The organism is Pseudomonas sp. CFII64, from assembly GCF_000416235.1.
In the GTDB taxonomy this organism is placed as follows: domain Bacteria; phylum Pseudomonadota; class Gammaproteobacteria; order Pseudomonadales; family Pseudomonadaceae; genus Aquipseudomonas.
Genome location: NZ_ATLO01000053.1, coordinates 1 through 20,160 on the forward strand (window position 1 = coordinate 1; position 20,160 = coordinate 20,160).

Here is a 20,160-nt window from a genome sequence, read left to right on the forward strand (position 1 = left end):
CAGCCTCCCGACGCGCGTTTGGCGGTGTCTGAGCCATCGCGGCACGGAAAAGCGAAAATCAAAAGCCGAAGCCTCGGCTTTCGTTACGACGGGCTTAGTCGCAAAGGCCAACACCTCTTCCTACAGCCAATTCTCCAAATAATGGCCCTTTGTCCACTGTTGGAAAGCTTCTTGCAATAGGTCAATTCAGGTCGCCTTCGGCGTCAAAGTTTTGGTTTAGTGCAGGTGAAAAATCGGTGGATCGCTCTCAATTAATCAGTAGCGCACGCAGTAATCTCGCGGGTCTCGGTCGGGGCCAGTTGGGTGTGCCGTTGTTGCTGTTGGTCATGATGGCAATGATGATGTTGCCAATGCCGCCGTTCCTCCTGGACGTGTTTTTCACCTTCAACATCGCGCTGTCGATTGTGGTCCTGCTGGTCTGCGTCTACGCCTTGCGTCCTCTGGATTTCTCGGTATTCCCCACCATTTTGCTGGTGGCGACGCTGCTGCGTCTGGCGCTCAACGTTGCCTCGACGCGGGTGGTCATGCTGCACGGTCAGGACGGTCATGCCGCAGCCGGCAAGGTGATCCAGGCCTTCGGTGAGGTGGTGATCGGCGGTAACTATGTGGTTGGTATCGTGGTTTTCGCGATCCTGATGATCATTAACTTCGTGGTAATCACCAAAGGTGCCGGGCGGATTTCCGAGGTCAGCGCGCGTTTCACCCTCGATGCGATGCCCGGCAAACAGATGGCAATCGATGCCGACTTGAACGCCGGCCTGATCGATCAGCCTGAAGCCAAGCGTCGGCGTCTGGAAGTCGCCCAGGAGGCCGAGTTCTACGGCTCCATGGACGGTGCCTCGAAATTCGTGCGCGGTGATGCCATCGCCGGTCTGTTGATTCTGTTTATCAACCTCATCGGCGGCATCCTGGTCGGCATGCTGCAGCACAACATGACGTTTGCCGATGCGGGCAAGATCTATACGCTTTTGACCATTGGTGACGGTTTGGTGGCGCAATTGCCATCGCTGCTGCTGTCGACTGCCGCGGCGATCATGGTGACCCGTGCTTCCGGTTCGGAAGAGATGGGCAAGCTGATCAATCGGCAGATGTTCAGTTCCCACAAGGCGCTGGCGGTTTCCGCCGGGATCATGATTGTCATGGGCCTGGTGCCGGGCATGCCGCACTTTTCCTTTCTCAGCCTCGGGCTGGTAGCGGGCGGTGTCGCTTACCTGTTGTGGAAAAAACAGAACGTGGTCAAGGTCCAGGCGCTGGAAGAGGTCAAGCGCCAGCAGGAAATGCTGCCGTCGCCGACCCGGGTTCAGGATTCCAAGGAGCTGGGCTGGGATGACGTGACCCCCATCGACATGATCGGCCTGGAAGTGGGCTATCGCTTGATTCCGCTGGTGGATCGCAATCAGGGTGGTCAGTTGCTCGCGCGGATCAAGGGCGTGCGCAAGAAGCTCTCGCAGGAGCTAGGCTTTCTCATGCCCACTGTGCATATCCGTGACAACCTGGATCTGGCGCCCAGTGCCTATCGTTTGACGCTCATGGGCGTGACGCTGGCGGAAGCCGAGATTTACCCGGATCGGGAGTTGGCGATCAACCCCGGTCAAGTGTTCGGCACCCTCAACGGTATTACCGCCAAGGACCCGGCGTTTGGTCTTGAAGCGGTATGGATCGAAATCAGCCAGCGCAGCCAGGCGCAGTCGCTGGGGTACACCGTGGTCGATGCCAGTACGGTAGTGGCAACGCACTTGAACCAGATTCTTTATAAACACTCTCATGAGCTGATCGGCCATGAAGAAGTCCAGCAATTGATGCAATTGCTGGCTAAAAGCTCGCCAAAGCTGGCTGAAGAGCTGGTTCCGGGGATTCTTTCGCTGTCAGCGTTGCTCAAGGTATTGCAGTCGCTTTTGGCCGAGCAGGTGCCTGTTCGCGACATTCGCAGCATCGCCGAAGCCATCGCGAACAATGCCATGAGGAGTCAAGATACCGCCGCTTTGGTTGCCGCGGTTCGCGTGGGATTGAGCCGCGCAATCGTGCAAAGCATTGTAGGGATTGAGCCGGAGCTGCCAGTTATCACTCTGGAACCAAGGTTGGAACAGATATTGCTCAATAGTTTGCAGAAGGCAGGTCAGGGTCAGGAAGAAGGCGTGCTGCTTGAGCCAAGCATGGCAGAAAAGCTCCAGCGTTCGTTGATCGACGCGGCGCAGCGGCAGGAGATGCAGGGTTTGCCGGTAATTCTTTTGGTTGCAGGCCCGGTTCGCGCCATGTTGTCCCGCTTTGGACGACTGGCTGTACCGAACATGCATGTGTTGGCGTATCAGGAAATTCCTGACAATAAGCAAGTCACCATCGTAGCGACTGTCGGGCCGAACGGCTGAGGTAGTGAGTCATGCAAGTTAAGCGATTTTTCGCCGCCGATATGCGTCAAGCCATGAAACTGGTTCGCGATGAGCTGGGCGCAGAAGCGGCCATCATCGGTAACCGGCGCATTGCCGGTGGCGTAGAGCTGACTGCTGCGCTGGATTACAAGTTGTCTGCGCTGGCGCCTCGGGTGCCGAACATCGAGCTTGAAGACGAGCTGCGCAAAACCCAGTCGCGAATTGTTACTGCCCAGGCTGAACTGAACAATCGCGGCGACAGTGACCCGTCAGTCAACCGCCAGTTGTTCGCCGGCATGCCGCTCAGTGCTGCGGACACGCATATCGAGCCAACGCTTGAAGAGCCGCCGCGTCCTTTCGTCCAGGCCCACGCAGCCCCTGCGGAACCCGCTGGCGGCCAGCGCGCTTACGAAAACATGCGTTTCGAATTGAATGGCCTGCGTGAACTGCTGGAAGTCCAGTTGGGTTCGCTGGCCTGGAATCAGCTGCAAGGCAGCCGTCCGCAACAGGCCAACCTGTGGCGTCGCCTGCAACGTATCGGTCTGTCCGGTCCGTTGTCCCGCGATCTGCTGGCCATGGTCAGCGAAATTGAAGAGCCTCGTCAGGCCTGGCGCATGTTGCTGGCGCACCTGGCGCGGATGATTGCAACTCCGGAAATCGAGCCTCTGGAAGAGGGCGGCGTGATCGCCATGGTCGGCCCGGCTGGCATGGGTAAAACCACCACACTCGCCAAGCTGGCGGCGCGCTACGTGTTGAAGTACGGCGCACAGAATATCGCTCTGGTCAGCATGGACAGCTTTCGCATTGGTGCTCAGGAACAGCTCAAGACGCTGGGCCGCATCCTCAATGTGCCAGTGACGCATGTCGATCCGGGCCAGTCGCTGGCTCAGGCCCTGGAGCCGCTGCTGCGCAAGCGCGTGGTGTTGATTGACACCGCAGGCCTGCAAGCCAGCGATCCGGCCCTGCGCATGCAGCTCGAAAGTCTTGCCGGACGTGGGATCAAGGCGCGCAATTATCTGGTGTTGGCAACGACCAGTCAGAAGCAAGTGCTGACCGCTGCCTACCACAGTTACAAACGTTGTGGTTTGTCCGGGTGCATCCTGACCAAACTCGACGAAACCGCCAGCCTTGGCGAAGTGCTCAGCCTGGCGATCAGTCATGAGCTTCCTGTCGCCTACCTGACTGACGGTCCGCGAATACCTGATGATTTGCACCTTCCCCGCCGGCACCAGTTGGTGACCCGTGCAGTCAATGTGCAAATGCAGGAAGAGCCTAGCGAAGAAGCAATGGCGGACATGTTCGCCGACCTGTACCACAACCCAAGCAAGCGGGTGGGTTAGGTGAAACGAACTACTGGAATTTACCTGCATCGATGGTCTGACACGCATTGTTCCGCAGCGAACGTGCAGCCCCCAATGTGGCTTCGGTCTACGCAAGACAAGGTAATGAAATAACATGGGCAGCATGCATCCCGTACAGGTGATCGCGGTGACCGGCGGCAAAGGTGGCGTCGGTAAGACTAACGTGTCAGTGAACCTCTCGCTGGCCTTGGCCGAGCTTGGCCGGCGCGTCATGCTGCTGGACGCCGACCTTGGCCTGGCCAATGTCGACGTGTTGCTGGGGCTGACGCCCAAGCGCACCCTGGCCGATGTCATTGAAGGGCGTTGCGAATTGCGCGACGTACTCCTTCAAGGGCCTGGCGGGATTCGCATCGTGCCAGCCGCTTCCGGCACGCAAAGCATGGTGCACCTGACGCCAGCCCAGCACGCCGGTCTGATTCAGGCTTTCAGCGATATTGGCGATAACCTCGACGTGCTGGTCATCGATACGGCCGCCGGCATCGGCGAGTCGGTGGTGAGCTTCGTACGCGCCGCCCAGGAAGTCTTGCTGGTGGTGTGCGACGAGCCGACCTCGATCACTGACGCCTATGCGCTGATCAAGCTGCTCAACCGCGACTACGGCATGAACCGTTTCCGGGTCCTGGCCAACATGGCCCAGAGCCCGCAGGAAGGCCGCAACCTGTTTGCCAAGCTGACCAAAGTGACTGACCGCTTCCTCGATGTTGCCCTGCAATACGTCGGCGCCGTGCCTTACGACGAGTGTGTGCGCAAGGCGGTGCAGAAGCAGCGTGCCGTTTATGAAGCGTTCCCGCGTTCCAAATGCTCCCTGGCGTTCAAGGCTATCGCGCAGAAAGTCGACACCTGGCCGCTGCCGGCCAATCCGCGCGGCCATCTTGAGTTCTTCGTGGAGCGACTTGTCCACCAGACATTTGCGGGGCCTGTCCAATGACAGCCAGCGGCTATCAGATGTACAGCAAGACCTCCAAGAACTCGCAGTACGAGCTCATCGAGCGTTATGCGCCGCTGGTCAAGCGTATCGCCTATCACTTGTTGGCGCGCTTGCCGGCCAGCGTTCAGGTCGAGGATCTGATCCAGGCCGGCATGATCGGACTGCTTGAAGTGTCCACCAAATACGACTGCACCAAAGGCGCGAGTTTCGAGACCTACGCCGGTATCCGGATTCGCGGCGCAATGCTCGATGAAGTGCGCAAAGGCGACTGGGCACCACGCTCGGTTCACCGCAATACGCGCATGGTCAGTGACGCAATTCGCTCAATTGAAGCTAAAACAGGTCGTGACGCTAAAGATCACGAGGTTGCGGCCGAACTCCAATTGAGTCTCGATGATTATTACGGGATTTTGAACGATACCCTGGGCAGCCGGCTGTTCAGTTTCGACGACCTTTTGCAGGACGGCGAACATGAAGGGCTGCACGAGGACGGCGCAAGCGGTTCGCTTGAGCCATCACGAGATCTGGAAGATGAACGTTTCCAGGCCGCGTTAGCAGATGCGATTGCCAATTTGCCAGAGCGCGAGCGACTGGTGTTGGCGCTGTACTATGACGAGGAGCTCAATCTCAAGGAAATCGGTGAGGTCCTTGGGGTCAGCGAGTCGCGAGTCAGCCAGTTACACAGCCAGTGCGCAGCTCGTTTGCGAGGGCGTTTGGGAGAGTGGCGAGCGCGTTGACAGGCAGGGCGCATCCGTAAGGTTGCGCTGTGCGTGTAGGCCGGCTGTGCAAAGCGTTGTGTGGGGAGATGGACAAGGCGGGAACCGGTCATTGGCACTGCTGCGAGCTGTTGGAAGGTGGTTTACCTTTCTGGCGGCAGGTTGAGCTGCTGCCCGGTTTCTTGACTGTTGATTTACCAAGCCCGTCGTCGTTTTAGTACAGCCGATGTGAGCTGTGCCGGTATTGATTGAACAGCGCGTTCAGGTGCTGAACGCGTTAAAGACTGCTTGGAGGTCGAATTGGACAAGAACATGAAAATCCTCATCGTTGATGACTTCTCAACGATGCGGCGGATCATTAAGAACCTGTTGCGTGATTTGGGATTCACCAACACGGCCGAAGCCGATGACGGACTCACCGCGCTGCCAATGTTGCAGAGCGGTGCTTTCGATTTTCTGGTGACTGACTGGAACATGCCGGGCATGTCCGGCATTGACCTGTTGCGTCAGGTACGCGCCGATGAACGACTCAAGCACCTTCCAGTGCTGATGGTCACGGCCGAAGCCAAGCGTGACCAGATCATTGAAGCCGCCCAGGCGGGCGTCAACGGTTATGTCGTGAAGCCATTTACGGCCCAAGTGCTGAAAGAAAAGATCGAAAAGATCTTCGAGCGCGTCAATAGCTGATGTTTGCCGCGAGGGCGCTATGGAGCATAACGAGTCATCACAGGGCGACTTTGAGTCAACCCTGAAAAAACATGCGCATGAGCTGGTAACGAGCCTTGAGAAAGGCCGTTTCGGCGAAGCCGTGCAATTGATCCATGAGCTGAACCAGACGCGTGATCGCGGCTTGTATCAGGAAGTCGGCAAGCTGACCCGAGAGCTGCACAGCGCGATCGTCAATTTTCAGATTGACCCGAACATGCCTCAGGCCGAAGAAGTGTCCCAGATCACGGACGCTACCGAACGCTTGTCGTATGTTGTCAAACTGACTGAAAACGCCGCCAACCGGACGATGGATCTGGTTGAGCTGAGCACGCCCCTGATGAACGGCTTGAGTACCGACGCCAAAGCGTTGAGCCAGGACTGGGGACGTTTCATGCGTCGGGAAATCGGCGCGGAAGAGTTTCGTGAGCTGGCTAAACGTGTCGACGGCTTTTTGACACGCAGTGAGCAGGAAACCCACGAGGTCGCGGCCCACCTCAATGACATTCTGCTGGCCCAGGATTACCAGGACCTTACCGGTCAGGTCATCAAGCGCGTCACGCAATTGGTCACTGAAGTCGAAAGCAATCTGCTCAAGTTGGTGCTCATGGCCAGTCAGGTCGATCGCTTTGCAGGCATCGAACACGACGACCAGGCAATCCTCGCAGAAAAAGATCCACAAAAAGGTCTCTCTCAGGGTGAAGGTCCGCAGATTCATGCCGATAAACGAGAAGACGTTGTGTCCGGACAGGACGATGTAGACGATCTGCTATCGAGCCTTGGCTTCTAGGTCTGTTGACGGTTAATTTTAGGGAGCACCCAATGAGCTTCGGCGCCGATGAAGAAATCCTTCAGGATTTTCTGGTAGAGGCCGGCGAAATTCTGGAGCAATTGTCCGAACAGCTGGTCGAGCTGGAAAGCCGACCTGATGATGCAGACTTGCTCAATGCAATTTTTCGCGGTTTTCACACTGTAAAAGGCGGCGCCGGCTTCCTCCAGCTCCATGAGCTGGTGGAGTGCTGCCACATCGCCGAGAACGTTTTCGACATCCTGCGCAAGGGTGAACGTCGCGTCGACTCCGAATTGATGGACGTGGTGCTCGAAGCACTGGATGCGGTCAACGGCATGTTCAGCGAAGTTCGCGAACGTACCGAGGTCACACCCGCCACACCGGAATTGCTGGCGGCACTGGCGCGTCTGGCCGAGCCCGCATCCGCAGATGAAGTGGCTGCTGCTGCGCCAGTGGTCGAGGAAGCGCCTGCTCCTGCTTCCGACGAAATCACCGACAACGAATTCGAACTGCTGCTCGACTCGCTGAACGCCGTCAAGGCTCAGGCCGCCGAATCAGCCAGTGCGCCTGCTGCGACGCCAGTTGCTGCTTCTGCTCCGGCAGCGGCCAGCGATGAAATCAGCGACCAGGAATTCGAATCGCTGCTTGATCAATTGCATGGCAAAGGTCAGTTCGCAGTCGATGCCGTCGCAACGCCAGTGGCTGCTGCGGCTCCGGCTGCCAGCACCGGCGCTGCGGCAAGCAATGAAATCACCGACGATGAATTCGAAGCGTTACTGGATCAGCTGCACGGCAAGGGCTCGTTTGACGCTGCTGCGGCGGTAACGCCTGCGCCTGCTGCGGCTGCCATTGCAGCGCCGGTTGCTGCGGCCGCTTCGTCCAGCAACGAAATCTCGGATAACGAATTTGAAGACTTGCTGGATCAGCTGCACGGCAAAGGCAGTTTCAAGCCTGAAGCCATAGCTGCCGCGCCGGTCGCCGCCGTTGCTGCCAAGCCCGCGCCTGCGCCGGTTGCCGCCGCCAAACCGGCTCCAGCTCCAGCCGCTGCGCCAGCTCCAGCCGCTGCGCCAGCTCCGGCCAAAGCAGCGGCACCTGTTGCGGCCAAGGCTCCGGCTGCGGCGAGTCCGGACAAGCCGGCTTCCGAAGCGGAAACCACCGTGCGGGTTGATACCGCGCGCCTGGACGAGATCATGAACATGGTCGGCGAACTGGTGCTGGTGCGTAACCGTCTGGTGCGCCTGGGCCTGAACAGCGGCGATGAAGCCATGTCCAAGGCCGTCTCCAATCTGGATGTGGTCACCGCCGATCTGCAGACTGCGGTGATGAAAACCCGCATGCAGCCGATCAAGAAAGTTTTCGGGCGCTTCCCGCGCCTGGTTCGCGACCTGGCCCGCCAGCTCAAGAAAGAGATCAACCTGGAACTGGTCGGCGAAGAAACCGACCTGGACAAGAACCTCGTCGAGGCCCTTGCCGATCCACTGGTCCACTTGGTGCGCAACGCGGTCGACCACGGTATCGAAACCCCGGAAGAACGCGAAGCCTCGGGCAAGTCCCGTGGCGGTCGTGTGATTCTCTCGGCGGAACAGGAAGGCGACCATATCCTGCTGTCGATTTCCGATGACGGCAAAGGCATGGACCCCAATGTCCTGCGCGCTATCGCGGTCAAGCGCGGCGTGATGGACAAGGACGCGGCCGATCGCCTGAGCGACAGCGACTGCTACAACCTGATCTTTGCACCGGGTTTCTCGACCAAGACCGAGATTTCCGATGTGTCGGGTCGTGGCGTGGGCATGGACGTGGTGAAAACCAAGATCGCCCAGCTCAACGGCACCATCAATATTTACTCCACCAAGGGCCAGGGCTCGAAGATCGTCATCAAGGTGCCGTTGACCCTGGCGATCATGCCGACGCTGATGGTGATGCTGGGCAATCAGGCCTTTGCATTCCCGCTGGTCAACGTCAACGAGATCTTCCACCTGGACCTGTCGACCACCAACGTCGTCGATGGTCAGGAAGTGGTGATCGTGCGCGACAAGGCCCTGCCACTGTTCTATCTCAAGCGCTGGCTGATCAGCTCGGCCGCTCACGAAGAGCAGCGCGAAGGTCATGTGGTGATCCTGTCGGTGGGTACTCAGCGAATCGGTTTTGTCGTCGATCAGCTGGTAGGTCAGGAAGAAGTGGTAATCAAGCCGCTGGGCAAGATGTTGCAAGGTACGCCAGGCATGTCGGGCGCCACCATTACCGGTGACGGTCGCATCGCCTTGATTCTCGATGTACCGAGCATGCTCAAGCGTTACGCCGCCCGGCGTATTTGATTCCGGTGTCGCGGGCGACATCTGTTGCCCGCGTAACCTAATGGAGTGTTTATGGCAGTCAAGGTCCTGGTGGTGGATGATTCCGGTTTTTTCCGCCGCCGCGTCACGGAAATTCTTTCTTCGGACCCGAACATCCAGGTTGTCGGTACGGCAACCAACGGCAAGGAAGCGATCGAACAGGCTCTGGCGCTCAAGCCAGATGTGATCACCATGGACTACGAAATGCCGATGATGGATGGCATTACTGCCGTGCGTCATATCATGCAGCGCTGTCCGACCCCGGTCTTGATGTTCTCCTCGCTGACCCACGAAGGTGCCCGCGTTACGCTGGATGCACTGGACGCCGGCGCGGTGGATTTCCTGCCCAAGAATTTTGAAGACATCTCGCGCAATCCCGAGAAGGTCAAACAAATGCTGTGCGAAAAAGTCCACAGCATTTCTCGCAGCAATCGGCGCCTGGGTAGTTACAGCGCTCCGGCACCAATACCTGCGACACCCGCACCGATCACCGCAAGCAGGCCCGGCACGCCTGTCGCTGCTCGCAGTACTGCGGCTCCACGTCCATTGGCCTCGTCGGCACCGGCTGCCGCAAGCAGCCATGCGCCTTCGTCGCCCGCGCCAAAACGCAAGGCTTACAAATTGGTCGCCATCGGCACGTCCACCGGCGGCCCGGTTGCGCTGCAACGGGTTCTGACCCAGCTGCCCGCCAACTTCCCGGCGCCTATCGTGCTGATCCAGCACATGCCCGCAGCGTTCACCAAGGCGTTCGCCGAACGCCTGGACAAGCTGTGCCGCATCAGCGTCAAGGAAGCCGAAGACGGCGACATTCTGCGTCCGGGCCTAGCGCTACTGGCGCCGGGTGGCAAGCAGATGATGGTTGACGGCCGTGGCGCGGTAAAGATTCTGCCCGGTGACGAACGCCTCAATTACAAACCCTGCGTGGACATCACCTTCGGTTCCGCCGCCAAGTCCTATGGCGACAAAGTGTTGGCCGTAGTGCTGACCGGCATGGGCGCCGACGGTCGTGAAGGCGCGCGTCTGCTCAAGCAAGGTGGCAGTCACATCTGGGCTCAGGACGAAGCGAGCTGCGTGATCTACGGCATGCCCATGGCCATCGTCAAAGCCGACCTGGCCGATGCGGTGTACAGCCTGGACGATATCGGCAGGCACCTGGTCGAGGCGTGTATCTGATGGATATATTGAGTCTGATCGGCCTGACCCTCGCATTTGTAGCAATCATTGGCGGTAACTTTCTCGAGGGCGGACATCTGGGCGCGCTGCTCAATGGTCCGGCGGCGCTGATCGTGCTGGGCGGAACGCTGGGTGCGTCAATGCTGCAGTCGCCCATGAGCGCCTTCATGCGCGCGATGCAAATTGTCGGCTGGATTCTGTTTCCGCCGCGCATCGATCTGGCGGGCGGCATCGACCGGGTCGTCAACTGGAGCCTTACCGCCCGCAAGGAAGGTCTGCTCGGTCTGGAAACCATTGCCGATACCGAACCTGACTCCTATGCGCGCAAAGGCCTGCAATTGCTGGTCGATGGCGCGGAGCCGCAAGCGATTCGCAGCATTCTGGAAGTGGATTTCATTACCCAGGAAACCCGTGATATCCAGGCGGCAAAAGTCTTTGAAAGCATGGGCGGCTATGCGCCAACGGTCGGCATCATCGGCGCGGTGATGGGCCTGATCCATGTCATGGGCAACCTGGCTGATCCGAGCCAGTTGGGCAGCGGCATCGCCGTGGCGTTCGTCGCGACCATCTACGGCGTGGCCTCGGCCAACCTGATTCTGTTGCCGGTTGCCAACAAGCTCAAGGCGATTGCCGTGCGCCAGTCGCGCTATCGTGAAATGCTGCTGGAAGGCCTGTTGTCCATCGCCGAGGGCGAAAACCCGCGCTCCATCGAACTCAAGCTGCAAGGTTTCATGGAGTAACGCGCTATGGCCCGCCGTCGTCAGCATGAAGAGCATGAAAATCACGAGCGTTGGCTGGTGTCTTACGCCGACTTCATCACCTTGCTGTTTGCCTTTTTCGTAGTGATGTACTCGATCTCGTCGCTGAACGAAGGCAAGTACAAGATTCTGTCCCAGGCGCTGGTGGGTGTGTTCAGCGAGACCGAACGCAGCATGAAGCCGATTCCCATCGGCGAGCAGCGCCCGGTGACCATCAAGCCTGCCGAGCCGCTGGTCAAGGACAGCGAGCAGACCGATGCCGGCATTGGCCAGACCTCTTCGGACCCACTCAAAGCCATCGCCGATGATGTGCGCGATGCGTTCGGCGACTTGATCAAATCCAACCAGATGACGGTGCGCGGCAACGAGCTGTGGATCGAAGTGGAGCTTAATTCGAGCCTGCTGTTTGGCAGCGGCGACGCGATGCCCAGTGACAAGGCGTTCGCGATCATTGAGAAGGTTGCGAAGATCATCAAGCCATTCGACAACCCGATTCATGTCGAAGGTTTTACCGACGACCAGCCAATCAACACTGCGCAGTTTCCAAGCAACTGGGAGCTATCGTCAGCGCGTTCGGCCAGCGTGGTACGCATGCTGGCCATGGACGGCATCAATCCGGCCCGCATGGCGTCGGTGGGTTACGGCGAATTCCAGCCAGTGGCCCCCAATACCACCGCCGACGGGCGAGGGCGTAATCGCCGGGTCGTGCTGGTGATTTCCCGTAACCTGGACGTGCGTCGCAGCCTGACCGCGACAGGCACGGCGGCCAATGCACAACCGGATGCCGCAATGCGTCGTGCTGGCACACAAACTGCAATCACGCCAGTCAAGCCAGCGGTGCGCAGCAATACCGTCAATTCTTCGTCACCCGCCCCCTAGTCATTCTCGTTATGGCCATTGCCATGGCGGGAGGAAAAAACACAATGAGAGTCTGGGCAGTAGCCAATCAAAAAGGTGGCGTCGGTAAGACCACCACTACGATCGCGTTAGCCGGATTGCTGGCCGAGGCGGGCAAGCGCGTGGTCGTTGTCGATCTGGACCCCCATGGCTCGATGACCAGCTATTTCGGGCATGACCCGGACTTGCTGGAGCACAGTGTCTACGACCTGTTCCTGAACAAGGGCGCCATTACCGATGGGCTGCCCGGTCAGTTGTTGCTGCCCACCAGTGACCAGCGCATCTCGCTGCTGCCTTCAAGCACCGCGCTGGCCACTCTGGAGCGTCAGTCGCCGGGGCAGAACGGGTTGGGCCTGGTCATCGCCAAGAGCCTCGCGCAGTTGTGGCAGGACTACGACTACGCATTGATCGACAGCCCGCCGTTGTTGGGCGTCTTGATGGTCAATGCGCTGGCGGCGAGCCAGCAGTTGGTGATTCCGGTGCAGACCGAGTTTCTCGCCGTCAAAGGCCTGGAACGTATGGTCAACACCTTGGCGATGATCAACCGCTCACGCAAGACGCCATTGCCGTACACCATCGTGCCGACCTTGTTCGACCGCCGGACCCAGGCCTCGATGGGTACCCTGAAATTACTCCGTGACAGCTTTGAAGAGCATGTCTGGAAGGCCTACGTGCCGGTCGATACGCGTCTGCGCGACGCCAGCCGGGCCGGCGTCACGCCATCGCAGTTCGACAACAAGAGCCGCGCGGTGCTGGCCTATCGCGCGCTGCTCAAGCATCTGTTGTCCGAGCAGCTGCTGGCGCAGGTGGCCTGACGTGGACCTTTGCTCATTCTTGCCACGCATTGTGCACAAGCATTCAAGTCGCGCGTCATTGCGGCCGATAACTCAATCAAGCGGTAATCGCGTCAATCAATGTGTGGCATCCGTATGAATCTTCGGCCTGTACAAATCGCAACACGACCGCAACTGGCGCTGCAGTCCTATCTGGATGCGCTGCTTCAGGACGCCACTGAAGAACTGGTTGAGCTGCCGCAACTGTCCAGCATCGATGAATTCGAGGCGGCGGTTCTTGAGGAGCAGGCTTATGACGCGCGGATGCTGGCAATTGCCGCTCCAATCGCGATTGCTGTCGCGGCTCCCGCGCCGGTAGCCGTTGCAGTCGCAGTGCCGGTTGTGGTGCCCGTCGTGGCCCGGGTTGATATTGCCCCGGTGCCCACCGTCGAAGAAATCACTGTGCCGCTGGTGGAGCTGGTCGAACCGGTGGCCGAGGTGTATTTGCCTTCGGCGCAACGTACGACCACGCCGCCGCCCACCACCGTTGACGGGCGACCTGCCTGGGCGCAAGAGCCATTCGAATGCCTGTTGTTTGATGTCGCCGGCTTGACGCTGGCAGTACCGCTGGTGTGTCTGGGATCGATTTATCCGCTGGCCGGGCATGACCTGACGCCGTTGTTCGGTCAGCCGGACTGGTTCCTCGGCATCCTGCCCAGCCAGGGCGGCAATCTGAAAGTGCTGGATACCGCGCGCTGGATCATGCCGGATCGCTACCGCGATGATTTCCGGCAGGGCTTGCAGTACGTGATTTCAGTTCAAGGCTATGAGTGGGGGCTGGCAGTGCATCAGGTCAGCCGCTCGCTGCGCCTTGATCCCAGCGAGATCAAATGGCGCTCCCATCGCGGGCAGCGCCCCTGGTTGGCGGGCACGGTGATTGAACACATGTGCGCGTTGCTGGACGTTTCCGAATTGGCCGAGCTGATTGCCAGTGGCGCGGTCAAGCAGATGCAAAAAATCAAATAATCATGGGATGACGTTTTGACGTCGCCTGCACAGCACACACGTGAGGGGTTAGGGGTATGAAGAAGTCGTCCGCACAAGGTTCCGAAGATCCTATTCTGCAGTGGGTTACCTTCCGCCTGGATAACGAGTCGTATGGCATCAACGTGATGCAGGTCCAGGAAGTGCTGCGCTACACCGAAATCGCTCCGGTGCCAGGTGCGCCGAGCTATGTGCTGGGCATCATCAACCTGCGCGGCAACGTGGTCACGGTTATCGACACCCGCCAGCGGTTTGGTCTGGAACCGGTTGAAGTCAGTGACAACACGCGTGTGGTGATCATCGAAGCTGACAAGCAAGTGGTCGGGATTCTGGTCGACAGCGTGGCCGAAGTGGTTTACCTGCGTCAGTCCGAAGTCGAAACCGCGCCAAACGTGGGCAATGACGAATCCGCCAAGTTCATTCAGGGCGTGTGCAACAAGAACGGCGAACTGTTGATCCTTGTCGAGCTGGACAAGATGATGTCCGAAGAAGAGTGGTCGGATCTGGAGAACATCTGATTGATCCTTGAGGTTGCTGTCATCTTTCTGGGCATTCTCTGGGTCGTGACCCTGGGAATGTTCCTGGCGCATACCAAGCGTCAGCGCCGGCTTGATCTTGCACGCGCAGAAGCCGATACCGTGCGCGATCAGCGCTATCGGGATCTGGCCCGGCGTGTGGATAACTTCCAGAACGGCACGGTGAAGATGGGCGAAGCCTTGCACGAGCTGCGGGCGATTGTCGGGCCGCTGCCCGACAAGCTCACCGCACTCGAGCAGCGCGACCCCTCCAGCCTGTCCTTCGCCCAGGCCGCGCGATTGGTCGGCATGGGCGCGAGCATCGACGAACTCACCCAGGCCTGCGGCCTGACCCAGGCCGAAGCCCAGCTGATGACCAAGCTGCATGGTAATAATCAGCGCTGAACGTGATCGCTGCCACGAGGACGATGCTGAAACCTGTGGGAGAGGACTTGTCCTCGAAGGCGTCAGTCCAGTCGACACCTTTGGCGGCTGACCCACCGCCTCGCGAATGAATTCGCTCCTACAGAAATGGAACCGAGGCTGTGGATCGATGCAGGATCCGTGGGAGAAGCGATGCTTTAGTCCCACCCCACCCCTTCAAGTCTAAACATACAAGCGAGGCTTGCCCGCGAAGGCTTTGTTTCAGGTTCGAAAAAACAGTCGGATGTACGAGCCCTTCGAGGACAAGTCCTCTCCCACAAATTCAGCACCAATATTGATATGAAGCCTTCGCGGGCAAGCCTCGCTCCAACGGGCCGTTTGGCATGGTCATGAGATCATCGGTGCTCACCACTTGGGCGTGATATCCCGCTCCACCGGCGGCGCATTCGGGTCCTGACCTTCGGGAAACTTACCCTTCAAGTGCCAGGCAAAGGCGATGATCTCGGCAATCGTGCGATACAGCGGTTCGGGGATGCTGTCGCCCAATTCCATGCGCGCCAGCAGTTTGACCAGCTCGGCGTTTTCGTAGATCGGGACTTCATATTCCCGGGCAATCGCCAGAATCGCTTCGGCGAGCTGGTCGTCGCCCTTGGCGCTCAAGGTCGGGGTGTGCTGGCCGTCGTAGCTCAGGGCAATGGCCTGGCGTGGGGCATGTTCCAATTGGCTCATCAGGCGTTCTCGTCTATCCAGCGGCGTTCGAGGGTGGTGCGCGCACCTTGCGGCGGAGTGCCATGGCGACATTCCAGCTCACTGACGGTCAGGCCGCACGCCACCAGCCGCTCGCGAAGATGGCCCAGTTCGCGGCTGATCAATGCAGCGCTGTCAGCGCGCTCGGCCCACAGCTGGCTCGACAGGTTGCCGCGAATCAGTTGCGCTTGTACTTGCAAGGGCCCCAGTGGGGCGAGGTCGAACGCCAGATCAATCTTCCAGAGCTTTTCTCTCGTCTCGCCGACCTCGCTTTCGTCTTTGTCCTTATCCGAGGACTTGTCTTTTTCAGGTGTGTCTTCACGCTGCACTTTGACCTGCAGCGGCACGATGTCGTGAGCGTTGCGCATGGGAATTTCCAGCTGCCATGTCGTCAACTGGCCGCCATCGGCCGCGGTGCGTGTCTGCTCCAAGCCGCCCAGCTGATGGCTTTGCAGGCGCGACACGGCCGCTGCCGCCAGCTTGAGCAGCATCTCCAGGTCGTCTTCCTTGCCGCCACCTTTCACCGAGCGCGACGGCAGCGGGAAATGGATCGGCAGCGCCGGTGCGGCCACCAGGCCCATGGTGCCCAATACGCTACGCAACGCGCCCGGCATGGAGCGGGTCAGCATGTTCGACGCGGCGGCAGCGTCATAACCCGGCCCGCCGGGCAAACCGGGCAGAATCTGTTGAATCACCCGCATCAGGTTGGCTTTCAGGTCCGGGCCGGCCATCGGGTTCAAACCGGTCAGCAGTTTGGCTTCCATGAACAGCCCACTGGTACTGATCGCCTGGGCGACGGTTTTGGGGTTGGTCATCTGCTCGACGTCCGGCAAGTCCGCCAGCAGTTGGTTGATGCTGGCCTGCAACGGCGCGGAAATCGCCGGACTCGACGCTGGCAGGTTGCGCAGGGCATTGATCAGCACGTCCAGTGAGCCTTGGCGGTTCTGCTGGGTGGTGAGTTGCTGGCTCAATGCCAACTGATCGAGACGGCTGGGTAACGGGACGAAGCTCAGCGCCTGGCTGCCCTGTACCTGAGCACTGAGCAATGTTCCGGTGGTCAGCGGTCGCGGGCTTTCGATGGTCAGGGTGGTGCCGGCCAGCGCGGTGTTGAGCAGCAGCACCATGGAGCGATACAACGCCGGCTGGATTGGCTGGGCTGGCAACGGCGCGCCGGGCTGGACATTGGATTTGGTCGCAGCCTCGCCACTCATTTGACTCAACGCGTCGTTGATCACCTGGGTGGTCAAGACGCGGCCTTGCAGCAAGGTGCCCACCGGCAATTGCTTGATGTCGATGCTGGTTTGCGCGTTATTCAGCGCGGTATTGATCTGCTGCAAGGTCAGCGTCAGGGTATTGGAGGATGCTTGCGCCACGGACAGGCTGGTGCCTGGCGTGAAAGGCAGGGCGCTTTCGACCTGGACGCTGACCTTGCCGCCATTGGCGATTGCCAGGCTGAGCAGCAACTGAAAACTCTGGTTCAGCTGCTTGAGCGTGATCACTTGGGCATCGACGGTTTCACCGGGCGGCAGGAGATTTTCCATCGGTTGCAGCAAGGTCAGGACTTGCGCGGGAGAAAGACCGGCACGGACCAAGGCAGCGGCCGCAGTCGTCGGTTGGAGGCTGGTGATATCGCCTGTCATGGATCGTGACCTTGTTGAAATTGCCCTCTTGTACCGGGACATGCCATGTATAATGCGGCCCGGTCGCGACCGGGCCGGATATGCAATGAATTCGTATCAATATAGCGGCCGTTTCCACGCCGACTTGAACAGCCATTTCTTCGGCCTGCGCCCTGTCTGGCGCGTCTTGAGGCGACAACGCTGCGCCTGGAATCATCAATGACTCGTCCTATCCCTGTTTTGCAGGCACATGACCTGGCCTGCGAGCGTGACTGGCGGATGCTTTTCGAGCACCTGGAGCTGTCGCTGCAAGCCGGTGACATGCTACAGATCAGCGGCCCGAACGGCAGCGGCAAAACCAGTCTGTTGCGGTTGTTGGCGGGTCTGATGCAGCCAACCTTCGGCGAAGTCCTGGTCAAGGGTCAACCGTTGGCCGCGCAACGTACCGAACTGGCGCGCAATCTGTTGTGGATCGGTCATGCCGCCGGGATCAAGGATTTGCTGACCCCCGTGGAAAACCTCGCCTGGCTTTGCGCCCTGCATTGTCCTGCGCAGCCCGCCGACATCTGGCAAGCGCTGGAAGCCGTCGGTCTGCGCGGTTTCGAAGATGTGCCTTGCCACACGCTGTCGGCCGGGCAGCAGCGCCGGGTCGCGCTGGCCCGACTGTATCTGGCCAGTCCACCGATCTGGATTCTCGACGAACCCTTCACCGCGCTGGATAAACAAGGCGTCGCGCAGCTGGAAAACCATCTGGCGCAACACTGCGAGCGGGGCGGGATGATCGTTCTCACCACGCACCACACCCTGACGCGCATGCCGGCAGGTTATCGGGATATTGATCTGGGGCAGTGGTCCGTATGAGTCATGTGTTTACCCTGCTGGTCGCGCGCGAAGCCCGGCTGTTGATCCGTCGCCCGGCAGAGCTGGCCAACCCCTTGGTGTTCTTCGCCATCGTCATCGCGTTGTTCCCGCTGGCGGTCGGACCGGAGACTCAATTGTTGCAAACCTTGTCGCCGGGGTTAGTCTGGGTAGCGGCACTGTTGTCCGTGCTGCTCTCGCTGGACGGCCTGTTTCGCAGTGATTTCGAGGACGGTTCCCTTGAGCAGTGGGTCCTTTCGTCGCACCCCCTGGCCCTTCTGGTTCTGGCCAAAGTGCTGGCACACTGGGCTTTCTCCGGGCTGGCACTGGTATTGTTGGCACCATTGCTGGCCCTGATGCTGGGTTTACCCAGTCAGTGCCTGCCGGTGTTGTTGTTTTCGTTGTTGCTGGGCACGCCGGTATTGAGCCTGCTGGGAGCAGTGGGCGCGGCGTTGACGGTGGGACTCAAGCGCGGCGGCCTGTTGCTGGCGCTGCTGATTCTGCCCTTGTACATCCCGGTGTTGATTCTGGGCAGCGGCGCTTTGCAGGCAGCATTGCAAGGCATGCCGGCCACGGGTTACCTGCTCTGGCTTGGCAGCCTGACCGCCCTCGCGGTAACCCTGACACCTTTTGCAATAGCGGCTGGCCTGAAAATCAGCGTCGGCGAATAATTGAGGTTCTGACAGGCCGACATCGGACCTGGCAGTAAAAACCCGAGCTACACCGTGATGAAAGGCGGCTTGATGAAAGGCAGCGTGACGAAAAACAGCGCTAAAAGCGGCGTGAGCTGGGCATGGTTCCACAAGCTCGGTTCACCGAAATGGTTCTACGGCATCAGCGGACGTCTGTTGCCGTGGCTGAGCATCGCAGCGGTACTTTTCATAAGTATCGGCGTGGTCTGGGGCCTGGCATTCGCACCACCGGATTATCAGCAAGGCAACAGCTTTCGCATCATCTATATCCATGTGCCGACGGCCATGCTCGCCCAGTCCTGCTACGTCATGCTGGCGGTCTGCGGTGTGGTCGGCCTGGTGTGGAAAATGAAGATCGCCGATGTGGCGCTGCAGTGTGCAGCACCCATCGGTGCGTGGATGACTGCCGTGGCGCTGGCCACCGGCGCCATCTGGGGCAAGCCCACCTGGGGGTCGTGGTGGGTCTGGGATGCACGCCTTACGTCCATGTTGATCCTGCTTTTCCTGTACTTCGGTCTTATTGCCCTGGGCAACGCGATCAGTAATCGTGACAGCGCCGCCAAGGCCTGTGCGGTGCTGGCGATTGTCGGGGTGATCAACATCCCGATCATCAAATATTCGGTGGAATGGTGGAACACCCTGCATCAGGGCGTCACGTTCAGCCTCACCGAAAAACCGGCGATGCCCGCCGAAATGTGGCTGCCGTTGCTGTTCACGGTGCTGGGTTTCTACTGCTTCTTTGGTGCGGTCCTGCTGATGCGCATGCGCCTGGAAATTCTCAAGCGCGAGGCGCGCGCCAGCTGGGTCAAGGCTGAGGTGCTCAAAGCCCTGGGCCACCCCTCTGCGAAGGAAGGCGCACAATGAATTTTGCTTCATTCGGTGAATTCCTGGCCATGGGTCACCATGGCCTTTACGTCTGGTCGGCCTACGGCATTTGCCTTTGGGTGCTGGCCATGAACGTCGGGCTGCCGCTGTTGGCCCGCCGGCGTTACCTGCAACAAGAGGCGCGTCGTTTGCGTCGGGAGAATCAGAAGTGAATCCGCTGCGTAGAAAGCGTCTGTTGATCATCGTCGCGATACTGGCCGGGGTCGGCATCGCCGTCACCCTGGCCTTGAGTGCCCTCAAGGAAAACATCAACCTGTTCTATACCCCGAGCCAGATCGCCAACGGCGAAGCCCCACACGACACGCGTATTCGTGCCGGCGGCATGGTGGAAAAAGGTTCGCTGCAGCGTTCCGGGGACTCGCTGGACGTCAGGTTCATCGTCACCGACTTCAATAAATCAGTGACCATTACCTATCGCGGCATCCTCCCGGACCTGTTCCGCGAAGGGCAGGGCATCGTCGCGTTGGGCAAACTCAACGCCGATGGCGTCGTGGTCGCCGACGAAGTGCTGGCCAAGCACGACGAAAAATACATGCCGCCTGAAGTCACCAAGGCGCTCAAAGAGAGCGGTCAGGCTGCACCGGCGTCGCCTTCTTCACCTTCCAAGCAGGGTTGA

The 20,160-nt window shown here is 59.5% G+C and carries 21 protein-coding genes; 19 read left to right on the forward strand and 2 right to left on the reverse strand.

Annotated elements, in window-relative coordinates:
* The first annotated feature begins 236 nt into the window (after window positions 1-236).
* The 14 genes from flhA to CFII64_RS27595 all read left to right on the forward strand — a co-directional run bounded on the left by flhA (window position 237) and on the right by CFII64_RS27595 (window position 14,764).
* Window positions 237-2,366 carry a flagellar biosynthesis protein FlhA gene (gene flhA, locus CFII64_RS27530; RefSeq protein ID WP_020294159.1) on the forward strand — a complete coding sequence of 710 codons (2,130 nt, stop codon included), beginning with the start codon at window positions 237-239 and terminating at the stop codon, window positions 2,364-2,366.
* 11 nt (window positions 2,367-2,377) lie between these two features.
* Entirely contained in the window at window positions 2,378-3,706 is a 1,329-nt protein-coding gene (gene flhF / locus CFII64_RS27535; RefSeq protein WP_020294160.1) for a flagellar biosynthesis protein FlhF, read from the forward strand.
* 115 nt (window positions 3,707-3,821) lie between these two features.
* Window positions 3,822-4,655, forward strand: a complete 834-nt coding sequence (fleN, locus tag CFII64_RS27540) for a flagellar synthesis regulator FleN (protein WP_020294161.1) — start codon at window positions 3,822-3,824, stop codon at window positions 4,653-4,655.
* Entirely contained in the window at window positions 4,652-5,392 is a 741-nt protein-coding gene (gene fliA / locus CFII64_RS27545) for an RNA polymerase sigma factor FliA (RefSeq protein ID WP_020294162.1), read from the forward strand. The genes fleN and fliA overlap by 4 nt, the downstream gene beginning before the upstream one ends.
* A 291-nt stretch (window positions 5,393-5,683) precedes the next feature.
* Window positions 5,684-6,058, forward strand: a complete 375-nt coding sequence (locus tag CFII64_RS27550; RefSeq protein WP_177325461.1) for a chemotaxis response regulator CheY — start codon at window positions 5,684-5,686, stop codon at window positions 6,056-6,058.
* A 19-nt stretch (window positions 6,059-6,077) separates the two neighbouring features.
* Window positions 6,078-6,866: a protein phosphatase CheZ gene (locus CFII64_RS27555; protein WP_020294164.1), complete on the forward strand. Its 789-nt coding sequence runs from the start codon at window positions 6,078-6,080 to the stop codon at window positions 6,864-6,866.
* A 32-nt stretch (window positions 6,867-6,898) separates the two neighbouring features.
* Window positions 6,899-9,181: a chemotaxis protein CheA gene (locus tag CFII64_RS27560; protein WP_020294165.1), complete on the forward strand. Its 2,283-nt coding sequence runs from the start codon at window positions 6,899-6,901 to the stop codon at window positions 9,179-9,181.
* 51 nt (window positions 9,182-9,232) lie between these two features.
* Window positions 9,233-10,372, forward strand: a complete 1,140-nt coding sequence (locus tag CFII64_RS27565; RefSeq protein WP_020294166.1) for a chemotaxis response regulator protein-glutamate methylesterase — start codon at window positions 9,233-9,235, stop codon at window positions 10,370-10,372.
* A complete protein-coding gene (locus CFII64_RS27570) occupies window positions 10,372-11,112 on the forward strand; it encodes a flagellar motor protein (protein WP_020294167.1) in 741 nt (246 codons plus the stop codon). Before CFII64_RS27565 ends, CFII64_RS27570 begins: the two co-directional genes overlap by 1 nt.
* Before the next feature lie 6 nt (window positions 11,113-11,118).
* A complete protein-coding gene (motD, locus tag CFII64_RS27575; RefSeq protein WP_020294168.1) occupies window positions 11,119-12,009 on the forward strand; it encodes a flagellar motor protein MotD in 891 nt (296 codons plus the stop codon).
* 44 nt (window positions 12,010-12,053) lie between these two features.
* Window positions 12,054-12,842 (forward strand): ParA family protein, encoded by a 789-nt coding sequence (locus tag CFII64_RS27580; RefSeq protein ID WP_020294169.1) that lies wholly within the window; start codon window positions 12,054-12,056, stop codon window positions 12,840-12,842.
* Between the two features lie 114 nt (window positions 12,843-12,956).
* Entirely contained in the window at window positions 12,957-13,826 is an 870-nt protein-coding gene (locus CFII64_RS27585) for a CheW domain-containing protein (protein WP_020294170.1), read from the forward strand.
* A 56-nt stretch (window positions 13,827-13,882) separates the two neighbouring features.
* Entirely contained in the window at window positions 13,883-14,362 is a 480-nt protein-coding gene (locus tag CFII64_RS27590; RefSeq protein WP_020294171.1) for a chemotaxis protein CheW, read from the forward strand.
* Window positions 14,363-14,764: a DUF2802 domain-containing protein gene (locus CFII64_RS27595; RefSeq protein ID WP_020294172.1), complete on the forward strand. Its 402-nt coding sequence runs from the start codon at window positions 14,363-14,365 to the stop codon at window positions 14,762-14,764.
* A gap of 384 nt (window positions 14,765-15,148) precedes the next feature.
* Here CFII64_RS27595 and CFII64_RS27600 read toward each other — a convergent pair whose 3' ends face one another.
* Both CFII64_RS27600 and CFII64_RS27605 read right to left on the reverse strand, forming a co-directional pair.
* Window positions 15,149-15,472 (reverse strand): EscU/YscU/HrcU family type III secretion system export apparatus switch protein, encoded by a 324-nt coding sequence (locus CFII64_RS27600; RefSeq protein WP_020294173.1) that lies wholly within the window; start codon window positions 15,470-15,472, stop codon window positions 15,149-15,151.
* A complete protein-coding gene (locus CFII64_RS27605; RefSeq protein ID WP_020294174.1) occupies window positions 15,472-17,130 on the reverse strand; it encodes a flagellar hook-length control protein FliK in 1,659 nt (552 codons plus the stop codon). Before CFII64_RS27605 ends, CFII64_RS27600 begins: the two co-directional genes overlap by 1 nt.
* A gap of 198 nt (window positions 17,131-17,328) precedes the next feature.
* On the opposite strand from CFII64_RS27605, the gene ccmA reads away from it, so the two are divergent.
* The 5 genes from ccmA (at window position 17,329) to ccmE (ending at window position 20,160) form a co-directional block, all read left to right on the forward strand.
* Window positions 17,329-17,970, forward strand: coding sequence for a cytochrome c biogenesis heme-transporting ATPase CcmA (gene ccmA / locus CFII64_RS27610; protein WP_020294175.1), 642 nt, complete (start codon window positions 17,329-17,331; stop codon window positions 17,968-17,970).
* Window positions 17,967-18,638 (forward strand): heme exporter protein CcmB, encoded by a 672-nt coding sequence (gene ccmB, locus CFII64_RS27615; protein ID WP_020294176.1) that lies wholly within the window; start codon window positions 17,967-17,969, stop codon window positions 18,636-18,638. Before ccmA ends, ccmB begins: the two co-directional genes overlap by 4 nt.
* A gap of 72 nt (window positions 18,639-18,710) precedes the next feature.
* A complete protein-coding gene (locus tag CFII64_RS27620) occupies window positions 18,711-19,523 on the forward strand; it encodes a heme ABC transporter permease (RefSeq protein ID WP_084488331.1) in 813 nt (270 codons plus the stop codon).
* On the forward strand, window positions 19,520-19,696 hold the full coding sequence (gene ccmD, locus CFII64_RS27625; protein ID WP_020294178.1) for a heme exporter protein CcmD: 177 nt from the start codon (window positions 19,520-19,522) through the stop codon (window positions 19,694-19,696). Before CFII64_RS27620 ends, ccmD begins: the two co-directional genes overlap by 4 nt.
* A complete protein-coding gene (gene ccmE / locus CFII64_RS27630) occupies window positions 19,693-20,160 on the forward strand; it encodes a cytochrome c maturation protein CcmE (protein ID WP_020294179.1) in 468 nt (155 codons plus the stop codon). The genes ccmD and ccmE overlap by 4 nt, the downstream gene beginning before the upstream one ends.

Coding starts and splice junctions, on each gene's coding strand:
- flhF (WP_020294160.1), top strand. CDS start 2,378: ATGCAAGTTAAGCGATTTTTCGCCGCCGATATGCGTCAAGCCATGAAA.
- fleN (WP_020294161.1), top strand. CDS start 3,822: ATGGGCAGCATGCATCCCGTACAGGTGATCGCGGTGACCGGCGGCAAA.
- fliA (WP_020294162.1), top strand. CDS start 4,652: ATGACAGCCAGCGGCTATCAGATGTACAGCAAGACCTCCAAGAACTCG.
- CFII64_RS27550 (WP_177325461.1), top strand. CDS start 5,684: ATGAAAATCCTCATCGTTGATGACTTCTCAACGATGCGGCGGATCATT.
- CFII64_RS27555 (WP_020294164.1), top strand. CDS start 6,078: ATGGAGCATAACGAGTCATCACAGGGCGACTTTGAGTCAACCCTGAAA.
- CFII64_RS27560 (WP_020294165.1), top strand. CDS start 6,899: ATGAGCTTCGGCGCCGATGAAGAAATCCTTCAGGATTTTCTGGTAGAG.
- CFII64_RS27565 (WP_020294166.1), top strand. CDS start 9,233: ATGGCAGTCAAGGTCCTGGTGGTGGATGATTCCGGTTTTTTCCGCCGC.
- CFII64_RS27570 (WP_020294167.1), top strand. CDS start 10,372: ATGGATATATTGAGTCTGATCGGCCTGACCCTCGCATTTGTAGCAATC.
- motD (WP_020294168.1), top strand. CDS start 11,119: ATGGCCCGCCGTCGTCAGCATGAAGAGCATGAAAATCACGAGCGTTGG.
- CFII64_RS27580 (WP_020294169.1), top strand. CDS start 12,054: ATGAGAGTCTGGGCAGTAGCCAATCAAAAAGGTGGCGTCGGTAAGACC.
- CFII64_RS27585 (WP_020294170.1), top strand. CDS start 12,957: ATGAATCTTCGGCCTGTACAAATCGCAACACGACCGCAACTGGCGCTG.
- CFII64_RS27590 (WP_020294171.1), top strand. CDS start 13,883: ATGAAGAAGTCGTCCGCACAAGGTTCCGAAGATCCTATTCTGCAGTGG.
- CFII64_RS27600 (WP_020294173.1), bottom strand. CDS start 15,472: ATGAGCCAATTGGAACATGCCCCACGCCAGGCCATTGCCCTGAGCTAC.
- CFII64_RS27605 (WP_020294174.1), bottom strand. CDS start 17,130: ATGACAGGCGATATCACCAGCCTCCAACCGACGACTGCGGCCGCTGCC.
- ccmA (WP_020294175.1), top strand. CDS start 17,329: ATGACTCGTCCTATCCCTGTTTTGCAGGCACATGACCTGGCCTGCGAG.
- ccmB (WP_020294176.1), top strand. CDS start 17,967: ATGAGTCATGTGTTTACCCTGCTGGTCGCGCGCGAAGCCCGGCTGTTG.
- CFII64_RS27620 (WP_084488331.1), top strand. CDS start 18,711: ATGAAAGGCAGCGTGACGAAAAACAGCGCTAAAAGCGGCGTGAGCTGG.
- ccmD (WP_020294178.1), top strand. CDS start 19,520: ATGAATTTTGCTTCATTCGGTGAATTCCTGGCCATGGGTCACCATGGC.